Source organism: Achromobacter sp., from assembly GCF_036567245.1.
In the GTDB taxonomy this organism is placed as follows: domain Bacteria; phylum Pseudomonadota; class Gammaproteobacteria; order Burkholderiales; family Burkholderiaceae_B; genus Achromobacter.
The window spans coordinates 1-9,339 of sequence record NZ_DATCUY010000195.1; the positions used below are offsets into that span (position 1 = coordinate 1).

At 66.5% G+C, this 9,339-nt stretch carries 11 protein-coding genes; 2 read left to right on the forward strand and 9 right to left on the reverse strand.

What is annotated here, in order from left to right; all coding sequences use genetic code 11:
* A partial coding sequence (locus VIR09_RS08090; protein ID WP_332012409.1) for a DMT family transporter occupies positions 1–952 on the reverse strand: 952 nt, incomplete at its 3' end.
* A gap of 244 nt (positions 953–1,196) precedes the next feature.
* Here VIR09_RS08090 and VIR09_RS08095 point away from each other — a divergent pair.
* On the forward strand, positions 1,197–1,667 hold the full coding sequence (locus tag VIR09_RS08095; protein ID WP_088138347.1) for an Lrp/AsnC family transcriptional regulator: 471 nt from the start codon (positions 1,197–1,199) through the stop codon (positions 1,665–1,667).
* Positions 1,668–1,739: 72 nt separating this feature from the next.
* Here the strand turns inward: VIR09_RS08095 and VIR09_RS08100 are convergent, their stop codons facing one another.
* A complete protein-coding gene (locus VIR09_RS08100; protein WP_332012410.1) occupies positions 1,740–2,549 on the reverse strand; it encodes an alpha/beta hydrolase in 810 nt (269 codons plus the stop codon).
* 129 nt (positions 2,550–2,678) lie between these two features.
* Here VIR09_RS08100 and VIR09_RS08105 point away from each other — a divergent pair, with 129 nt between their 5' ends.
* Positions 2,679–3,176 (forward strand): YbaK/EbsC family protein, encoded by a 498-nt coding sequence (locus tag VIR09_RS08105; protein WP_332012411.1) that lies wholly within the window; start codon positions 2,679–2,681, stop codon positions 3,174–3,176.
* Positions 3,177–3,194: 18 nt separating this feature from the next.
* Here the strand turns inward: VIR09_RS08105 and VIR09_RS08110 are convergent, their stop codons facing one another.
* The 7 genes from VIR09_RS08110 to VIR09_RS08140 all read right to left on the reverse strand — a co-directional run bounded on the left by VIR09_RS08110 (position 3,195) and on the right by VIR09_RS08140 (position 9,311).
* Positions 3,195–4,004, reverse strand: a complete 810-nt coding sequence (locus VIR09_RS08110; RefSeq protein ID WP_332012412.1) for an ABC transporter ATP-binding protein — start codon at positions 4,002–4,004, stop codon at positions 3,195–3,197.
* Positions 4,001–5,044, reverse strand: a complete 1,044-nt coding sequence (locus VIR09_RS08115) for an iron ABC transporter permease (protein WP_332012413.1) — start codon at positions 5,042–5,044, stop codon at positions 4,001–4,003. Before VIR09_RS08115 ends, VIR09_RS08110 begins: the two co-directional genes overlap by 4 nt.
* Complete coding sequence (gene ybgF / locus VIR09_RS08120; RefSeq protein ID WP_013391489.1) at positions 5,044–5,733, reverse strand: tol-pal system protein YbgF; 690 nt, start codon at positions 5,731–5,733, stop codon at positions 5,044–5,046. The genes VIR09_RS08115 and ybgF overlap by 1 nt, the downstream gene beginning before the upstream one ends.
* An 87-nt stretch (positions 5,734–5,820) precedes the next feature.
* The gene (gene pal, locus VIR09_RS08125) at positions 5,821–6,321 is read right to left on the reverse strand and encodes a peptidoglycan-associated lipoprotein Pal (protein WP_013391490.1); all 501 of its coding nucleotides are present in this window, start codon (positions 6,319–6,321) and stop codon (positions 5,821–5,823) included.
* Between the two features lie 31 nt (positions 6,322–6,352).
* Positions 6,353–7,675: a Tol-Pal system beta propeller repeat protein TolB gene (gene tolB, locus VIR09_RS08130; protein WP_041654868.1), complete on the reverse strand. Its 1,323-nt coding sequence runs from the start codon at positions 7,673–7,675 to the stop codon at positions 6,353–6,355.
* A gap of 16 nt (positions 7,676–7,691) precedes the next feature.
* The gene (gene tolA / locus VIR09_RS08135) at positions 7,692–8,813 is read right to left on the reverse strand and encodes a cell envelope integrity protein TolA (RefSeq protein WP_332012414.1); all 1,122 of its coding nucleotides are present in this window, start codon (positions 8,811–8,813) and stop codon (positions 7,692–7,694) included.
* Between the two features lie 39 nt (positions 8,814–8,852).
* On the reverse strand, positions 8,853–9,311 hold the full coding sequence (locus VIR09_RS08140; protein ID WP_041652194.1) for an ExbD/TolR family protein: 459 nt from the start codon (positions 9,309–9,311) through the stop codon (positions 8,853–8,855).
* Between the last annotated feature and the right edge of the window lie 28 nt (positions 9,312–9,339).

The window sequence follows — 9,339 nt, forward strand, 5'->3', positions numbered from 1 at the left end:
CGGGGGCGGCGGCCGTGGCCGCCGCCGCGCGCATGCGCGACGAGGCCAGTTTCACGCCCAGCAGGATCATCACGAAGCCGTAGGCATGGAACAGCTGCGGGGCTTCGCCCAGCAGCGGCCAGGCCAGCAGCGCGGCATAGACCGGCACCAGGAACATCGACAGCCCCGCCGTGGCCGGGCCGGCCTGGCTGATCAGGCGGCCGTACACGTAGTACGCGCCCAGGCTGGGAACCACGGCCAGGAACAGCAGCACTGCCGCCAGGCGCGGATCACCCCAGGGCGGCGTGGCACCGGTCACGGCCTCGACGGCGGCGAAGGGCGCCAGCGCCAGCACGCCGCCCAGCATCAGGGTCGCCAGCCGGGCGCTGTCCGGCACCGCCGGCAGGCTCAAGCGTTTTTGCAGCACGGTGTAGAAGGCCCAGCCGGTGGCGGCCAGCAGCACCCAGAGGTCGCCCTGGCCGAAAGCCAGCCGCGCCAGCGCCTGTGCGTCGCCGCGCGCCAGCACCACCAGCACGCCGCCCAGGGCCAGTGCCAGGCCCGCGCCGCGCAGGGCGGACAGCGGCTTGCGCCAGATGACGGCTTCCAGCAGCGCCACCAGGATGGGGCTGCACGAAAAGATCAGGGCGATATTGGTCGCGCTGGTGCTCTGGGCGCCGATGTATTGCGGCGCCACCGCCACACCCATGCCCAGCACTGCCAGCGGCGCCAGCGACGGCAAGGCGCGCCATAGTGTCTTGCGGTGCGCGCGCAGGGCGGGCGCGGCCAGCGGCAACAGGATCAGCAGAGCGATCAGCCAGCGGCCGAACGCCAGGAAGACGGGTGGAAGGTTGGCGTCATGAGCCCAGCGGGCTGCCACCATGTTGGAGGCGAATAGCGCCGGAGCGGCGAAAAGCATGGCGGTGCCGGAGAGGCCCAGGCCGGTTCTTGCGGGTGCTGCTGCTGCGAGAGACATGGTTTCCTGCCGCGCGGATCGGCGCGCGGCGTGCTGCGTTGAACCTGCCGGCGCCTGCGCTGGGTTGTGCCGCAGCGTGGACGCCGAAATCGGACGGCCGGGATAGGTGGCCATCTTGCAGAGAGTCTACGGGCAGGAAAGCAAAATAGGTTTCCTGATTCATGCCTTGTTGGTGGATTGTGGAAAATATCTGTCTTGTAGAATTCATTTTTTTTGGAGATATTCTCTTCAGACTAAGCCCGCCATGTCCACACCCCCCAAAATCGACGAAACCGACCGCAAGATCCTGCGCGCCTTGCGGGCAGACGGACGCCTCACCAACCTGAAGCTGGCCGAACAGGTAGGGCTGTCGCCCACGCCCTGCTGGAACCGGGTCAAGGCGCTGGAAGAGGCAGGCGTGATCGAGGGCTACGCGGCCTTGCTGAACCAGAAGGCGCTGGGCTTGCCGGACACCGTCATGATCGAGGTGACGCTGGAACATCACGACGACGACACCTTGGCTCGCTTCGGCGAAGAGATCACGCGGTTGCCGGAAGTGGTCGAGGCCTTTCTCGTGACGGGCGAGTACGACTATCTGATCAAGGTGGCGGTGGCGGGCACCGAAGGCTACGAGGAATTCCTGCGCAAGCGGCTATACAAGCTGCGCGGCGTACGGCACAGCCGCTCCACCTTCGTATTGCGGCGCTTGAAACACACGCCTTCGGTCGAGCCCTAGCCCAGGCGCTCCGTCGGCCGAGTCCGGGCGGGCGTGCTCACGGCTGCCCTGCGGCGCAGGGCGGACGCCGGTTCAGCCGCCGATGAATGTCTCGATGGCGCCGTTGAAGGCGCGCGGATTGCCCAGGTTCATGCCGTGCGACGATCCCGTGATCGTCACGCGTTGCGCTTGCGGCAGCCACTGCGACAGGGCGTCCAGCACGGCCGGGTAGGGCGTGGGGCTGAGCGCGCCGCCGATCAGCAGGGTCGGCAGCTTCAGCGTGCCGATCTGCGCCGGCGTCAGCGCTTCGGGCTTTTCCCCTGCCTGGCCGAACAGCGTGCCGACGTTGTCGCGCACCATCTCCTTGAACCACGGCACCATGCGCTGCCAGGTATCGGGCCCGGTCACGGTGTCGACAAACAGCGCCAGGCCGGTTTCGATCTCGCCGTCGCGGATAAGGGCCAGCGCGCGCTGCCGAAAACCGCCGCGCAGGTCGTCGTCGCCCGGCAGGGGCAGGCCGGGGTCGGCCAGGGTCAGGCTGCGCAGCGCGCCCGGCTGCTGCAGCGCCGCTTCCAGCGCCACGCGGCCGCCACGCGAATGGCCCACCAGATGGGCCGGTCCGCCCGCCACGGTATCGATGAATTCCAGCACGTCATTGGCATGCTGCTCGATCGAAAAGCCCTCGCCCTCGCCGTCCCAAGTTTCGGGCCAGTAGCGGCGCAGGCATACCGCCAGCACGCGGAACGACTTGCCCAGCGGCGCCATCTGCGACTTCCAGTAGCGGCAGTCGGACAGGGAGCCGTGCACCAGCACCAGGGGCGCGCCGCTGCCGTACTCGGTGTAGGACATGGCGTAGCCGCCAATCAGCGCGGTTTGCAAGGGCAGGACGGGTTCGGAACGCATGGGTGTCGTATGGGAAAAGCCAGGTCCGCATTCTAGCCCGCTGGCGTCTGCCGGCGGCGCTGATAAACTCGTTTCCGACCTGTCGGCGCGCTGCCCGCGCCGGCTTTCCACCCCAACGGAGCCGTCCCGATGTCCCCTGAGTCGCTTGCCGCCTTGCCCGAATCCGCCCAGCGCGTCGCCCGCCTGCTGCTGGAACTGGGGCATGACAAACCCGTGGTCGTCCTGCCGCAAACCGGCAAGACATCGGCGGAAGCGGCGGCGGGGCTAGGCTGCGAGGTCGCGCAGATCGCCAAATCCATCATCTTCCGGCGCGCCACCGACGACGCGCCGGTGCTGGTCATCGCCAGCGGCGCCAACCGCGTGGACGAGGCCAAGGTGGCCTCGCAGGTAGGCCCGCTGGCCAAGGCGGACGCGAAATTCGTACGCGACATGACCGGTTATGCGATTGGCGGCGTATGCCCCATCGGCCATGCGGTCAAGCCGGTGATGCTGCTGGACGCGGACCTGTTCAACTACGACAGCCTGTGGGCTGCCGCCGGGCATCCGCATGCGGTGTTCAACCTGACGCCGCGGCAACTGGCGGACATGACCGGCGCGCCGGTGGTGGACGTGGCGCTGCGCGGCTGACATCGCGCTGGTCCGCAATCAGTGCGGGTGCGCTTGCAGTCCGTCGATCAGCACCTGCTGCAAACCGCGCGAGCAGGTCTCCACCCGCGCTTCGACGCCGTAGACGGCCGCCAGCGAGGCGGGCGTGATCACGTCCACCGGCAGGCCAGCCGCATGCAGCCGGCCGTCATGGATCATGACGGCCCGGTCGGCGTGCTGTAGCGCCACGTTCAGGTCATGCAGCACGATGATGCTGATCAGGCCATGCTCCCGGGTTTCCTGCCGCAGCAGTTGCATGACGTGGAACTGGTAATTCAGGTCCAGGGCCGACAGCGGTTCGTCCAGGAGCAGCACGCGCGGATGGCGGATCAATGCCTGCGCCAGTCCCACCAGTTGCTTCTGTCCGCCGGATAGCGAATCCAGGTACTGCAAGGCCAGATGGGCGATGCCCAGCCGCTCCAGCAGCCGGTCTATGGCCTGCATGTCCACCGGCGTGCCCAGCCCGTCGCCGGCCTTGGCCGCCACCAGCACGGACTCGAACACCCGCAGGTGCACGGCGGCGGGCAGACCCTGGGGCAGGTAGACGACATGACGGGCGCGCTCGCCGAAACTCTGGCGGATCAGGTCCCGTCCATCCAGCGCCACGTCGCCTGCGCGCACGCGGATCAGGCCGGCCAGCGCCTTGAGCAGGGTGGATTTGCCGCTGCCATTGGGGCCGAGCAGGGCGGTCACCTGGCCGGTTGCCAGTTCGGGTATCGACAGCCCGTGCAGCACGTCCGCGCGGCCATAGCCGGCCGTCAGGCCGTGCACGCTCAGCGCCGACGAGGGGCCGGTCTGGGGCGCGGTCATGGCATTTGCCGGCGCAGCACGACCGACGCGAAGAAGGGTATGCCGACCAGAGAGGTCACGATGCCGATCGGCACGATCACGCCCGGCACGAGATTCTTGGAAGCGATCGACGCCAGCGACAGGATCACGGCGCCCACCAGCGCGCTGCCCGGCAGGAAAAACCGGTGATCCTCGCCGAACAGCCGCCGCGCAATATGCGGCGCGACCAGCCCGATGAAGCCTATGGTGCCGACAAAGGCCACCGCCAGCGCCGACAGCAGGCTGACCCGGGCCAGCGCCGCCACGCGCAGGCGGCGCACGTCCACGCCGAAGCTCGCGGCACGGTCCTCGCCCAGGCGCAGCGCGGTCAGTTTCCAGGATTGGCGCATGGCCAGCGGCAGCGCCAGGGCGAAGGCCGCCGCCAGCACGGCCACGGTGGTCCAGCTGGAGCGCGACAGGCTGCCCATGGTCCAGAACACCAGGTTCTGCAGCGCCTCGGCGCTGGCCATGAACTGCACCAGCGACACCAGGGCATTGAAGGTGAACAGCATGGCAATGCCGAACAGCACCACGCCCGAGGTGTTCATGCCGCCCCAGCGGGTCACGGCATCCAGCATCAATGCCGCCAGCAAGGCGAACAGGAAGGCGTTGCCCGCCACCAGCCAGGCGGCGGGTATGCCAGGTACGCCCAGCTGCAGCACGATGGCCAGCGAGGCGCCGAAGGCGGCGGCTGAAGACACGCCCAGGGTGAACGGGCTGGCCAGGGGGTTGTTCAGGATGGTCTGCATTTCGGCGCCCGCCATCCCCAGCGCCATGCCGACCAGTGCGGCCATGAGCGCGGACGGTAGGCGGATGTCCCACACGATCACTCGAGAGGTCGGATCGGCCGCCGCGGGGGCGGTGAGCGTCTGCCAGAGTTCACGCCAGGGTAGGCCCGAAGGACCCACGGTGAAGTCGATCAGCAACGCAATGAAAAGCGCCGCCAGCAGCAGGGCGATAAGCCCTGCCCGGCGGCGCAGGATCTGCCGATAGGCGGCAACCGCGCTGGCGGTTGGCGGCATTACTGCAGCAACTGCAGACGGCTCTTGGCCGTGCTCGCGGCCGGCGTGGTCGGGTAGTCGCGGACGATGCGTTGCAGCGTGGTCTTGGCGCCGGCGCGGTTGTTCATTTCGATCTGGCTGCCGGCGATGACCAGCAGGGCGTCCGGCGCGCGCGCATTGTCCGGGGCCTTCTGCACCATGGCGTTCAGCTGCTCGATGGCGCCCTTGAAGTCCTTCAGCGCGTAGCGGCTGCTGCCCAGGTAGAACTGGGCGCTGGGCGCGAGCTGGCTGGCGGGGTACAGGGCGGTGAAAGCGGCCAGCGATTCGGACGCTTCCTTGTATTGGCCCTTGCGGAACAGGTCGATCGCGCCATCATAGGCCGCTTGCTCCTGGGGATCGCCGGCGGAGGCTCCCGGAGGATTGGCGCTGCCCGCGGCGCCGCCCGGCTTGGCCGAGGGCTGCTGGCGCGATACCAGCTCCAGCTGGTCGCGCAATTGGGCGACTTCCTGCTGCAAGGCCTGGATCTGGTCGGCCAGTTGCAGCTTGGCGCGCTGGCTTTGTTCGTTCTGCTGCTGCACCTGTTGGCGCAAATCCAGGATGGCCCGGCGGGCTTCATCGTCGGAAAAAGCGTGGGCGGGCGCCGCCAGGGCCGCCAGCACCAAGCCGGTGGCCGCAATCAGAGGACGCAGGGACAGAACGTTATCGCGCATGAAAATTCCCGGGGTATAAAAACAAACGTCGGGACGGCCGGTTGACCGTCCCGACGCGTGGTAGGGCTCTAGACTATACGAAAAAGCTTAGCGGCGATAAACGATATCGGCGCGGCGGTTTTCCGCAAAGTCGGCTTCCGACGTGCCAGTCGACTTCGGCTTTTCTTTACCGAAGCTGATGGTTTCGATCTGGTTGTCGCTGACGCCCAGCAGGGTCATCATGCGGCGCACGGCGTCGGCACGGCGCTGGCCCAGGGCCAGGTTGTATTCAGCGCCGCCGCGTTCGTCGGTGTTGCCTTCGATCTTGATGGTCTGCTGCTGATGCGAGGCCAGGTACTTGGCGTGGGTTTCGACCAGGCTGCGGTACTGGTCCGACACCGTGTAGCTGTCGAAGTCAAAGTACACCGAGCGCTGTTGCGCCAGGATGCTTTGGGGGTTGAAGGGATCAAGGATCTGGCCAGAGGCCGAGGATCCTTGGCCAGCGCCTCCGCCCTGACCCGCTTTATCGTCGAGAGGGACGGAGCTGCAAGCTGCCAGGGCGGCAGCCAGAGCGGCGATGGTTAGGCTTTTGGCAATGCGCGACTTCATGATAGTTCCTTTGCAAAGAGAGTCACACGTGTTATCGGGTAAATGGGCCCCAAGTCGGTTCACGTATTTCCCCATTCAGTACCGAAAGCGTCTGCCGTACGCGGCCATCGCTCGAAACACCCGCAAGCACGCTACGTCCATTTTGGATGGCGGCGTAGAGGACTTGCATTCCATTTGGCGCAAAACTCGGGGACTGATCGTCACGACCATCAGTCAGCAAGGTCTCGGAGCCTGAGGACAGGTTCAGCGATGCGATACGAAACGCGCCGTCGCGTCTTGCAACGTACAGTAGCGTCGATCCATCGGGGGAAATTCGGGGTGATATGTTGTAACCACCATTAAACGTGAGGCGGCGTGCTTCGCCACCACTCGAGCCGGTCTGATAGATTTGCGGCCCGCCGCTGCGGTCACTCGTAAAGATAATGGAAGCACCGTCTGGCGTAAAGCTCGGTTCGGTGTCAATCCCGGGAGAACGCGTAACTCGCGTCGGATTGGAGCCGTCGGTCGCGCCAACGATGTAAATTTGCGACAAACCATCGCGCGTCAGAGCCACCGCCAGCTTGCTGCCGTCGGGCGACCAACCGGGTGCGCTGTTGTTGCCCTTGAAGTTGGCGACAGGCGAGCGGGCGCTGGTGGCCAGATTGTGCACATAGACGACAGGTTTGCCGGATTCGAAGCTCACATAGGCAAGCTTGGAGCCATCGGGCGACCAGGACGGCGAAATGATGGGCTCGCGCGAACGCAGGGCCACCTGAGGGTTCTGGCCGTCGGCGTCAGCCACCTGCAGTTCGTAGGTGGCGCCCTTCTTCAGGACGTACGCGATGCGGGTCGAGAAAACGCCCTTAACGCCAGTGATCTTCTCGTAAATGCGGTCGGCGATCTGGTGCGCGACGCGGCGCAGTTCCTGCTCGGTGCCCGAAAACGCCACGCCGTCCAGCTGGCTCTTCTTGACCGTGTCGGCCAGGCGGTAGCGGACGTCGTAGCGGCCGTCGCCACCGCGCGTGATGCTGCCGTAGGCGATGAAATCGGCGCCCTTGCCGCGCCAGTCATCGTGGGCGATGGGGGAGTCCACATTCAGGCCGGAGCCGGCGGCGTTGATCAGGCGGAACTGGCCCGTGCGGGTCAGGTCGGCGCGGATCACTTCGGCCAAGGCGCGGCCATGAGTATCGTCAACCGCGAAATCGGCAATGGCCACGGGGTACTGGGTGGCGCCGGTGCCGGAAATGTCGACGCGCAGCTGCGCATGGGCGGGCTTGATGGCCATCAGGCAGGCCAGGGTCAGCATCAGCAGCCCGAGTCCATACGATCGCCAGAGAGCGAGGGGGGGTACTCGTCGGCTATAAGCGGGAGTCATATTCATCAATCTCCTGTCAATCATACATTCTGTACACAACGTCAATAATGGGTTCGTAGCGGCCCGTCGAGGGCTTCGGGAAAGGGTTGCAACGGCGGATGCCGGTCTCGACCGCGCGGTCGAAGCCGACATTGCCCGAAGAACTGGTCAAGGTGACGCCATTGACCTTCCCGTCGGAACCTAACTGTACCCGGTATTGTGCCGTGGGATTTTCCGATCCGCTGCGGGCCGGGGGCGGATATGCCACCCCGGGTTGCACGCAGGCGCGGACCTTGGCGCCATAGCCGCTATCGCGTCCGCCGCCCGCCTGGTTGCGGTCGGCCGTGCCGCCGGGGATGCCGGCGGCGCCCAGCGCGTCGTTGCGGAAGGCATCCTTCAGCGCCTTGTCGGCAGCGGCCTTCTTGGCGGCTTCTTCCTTGGCCTTCTTCTCGGCCGCGGCCTTTTTCTCGGCAGCAGCCTTCTCGGCGGCGGCTTTTTCGGCCTTTTCCTCGGCGGCCTTGTCGGCGGCAGCCTTTTCGGCAGCGGCCTTCTCCGCCGCAGCCTTCTTGGCGGCGTCGTCCTTGGCCTTCTTTTCCGCGGCCGCCTTGTCGGCGGCGGCCTTTTCAGTTGCGGCCTTCTCGGCAGCAGCCTTGTCGGCCGCCTGGCGTTCCTGCTCCAAACGCTTCTTTTCCTTCAGTTCGGCCTGCTTGCGCTCTTCTTCGAGGCGCGCCTTTTCCTTGGTGGCTTCGGCGGCCTGGCGTGCCTTCTCTTCCTGTTCGCGCTTCTTCTTGGCTTCCTGCAGCGCGATCTCGGGGTCGACTTCCTCGGTCTTGGGCTGAGCTTCGGGCTCAGGCTTGGGAGTAGGCGGCGGCGGGGGAGGCTCGGGCGCCTTTTCAGGCTCCGGCTTGGGTTCCGGCTTGGGCTGCGGTTTTGGCGGTTCGGGTTGCGGCGTGGGCGGCGGAGAGTCGGGCGAGTTGCCGTCTGCCCAGAGCTGGACCTGCACGGGGCCGGGGCTCTCGGAGCGCCAGTTCACGCCAAAGATCAAGACGATCAGCAGCAGCACGTGCACCGCCACGGCCAGAATCAATGCCTTCCGGTTGTCGTGGTTGGGCGGGGTGGCCGGGGGGCCGCTGCGGTGTCGGATTATGGGTGGCGTCATGAGCGTTGCATGCCGGCGGCGCCGGCGGAAGGCGTCGCGTTAGCGTTTTTTCGCGGGTGCGGGCTGGGAACCGCCGGCGGACTGGTCCACCAGCAGGCCCAGGCGGGTGATGCCGTTGGTGCGAAGTTCATCCATGACCTTCACGACCGTCTCATAGGGCACCTTGCCGTCGGCGGCGATGACCACCGGGGTTTCCGCGGTAATGCGCGAACGCACTTGCGCCACCAGTTCGGGGCGCGCGATGTCCTGCATGGTGGCGCCGGGTTCGCGCATGCGCAGGGCGATCTTGCCGTCTTCCGAAATCTGGACTTCCAGCGGCTTGACCGGCACGTCCGATGCCGCGCCGACCGAGGGCAGCTGGATCAGGCCGGGCGTGATGAGGGGAGCGGTCACCATGAAGATGACCAGCAGCACCAGCATCACGTCGATGTACGGCACCACGTTGATGTCGGCCTTCATGCGGCGGCCGGACCTGCCGCGTGAGCTTACCGAGGGCATTAGCGCACCTGCCGTTGCAGAATGTTCA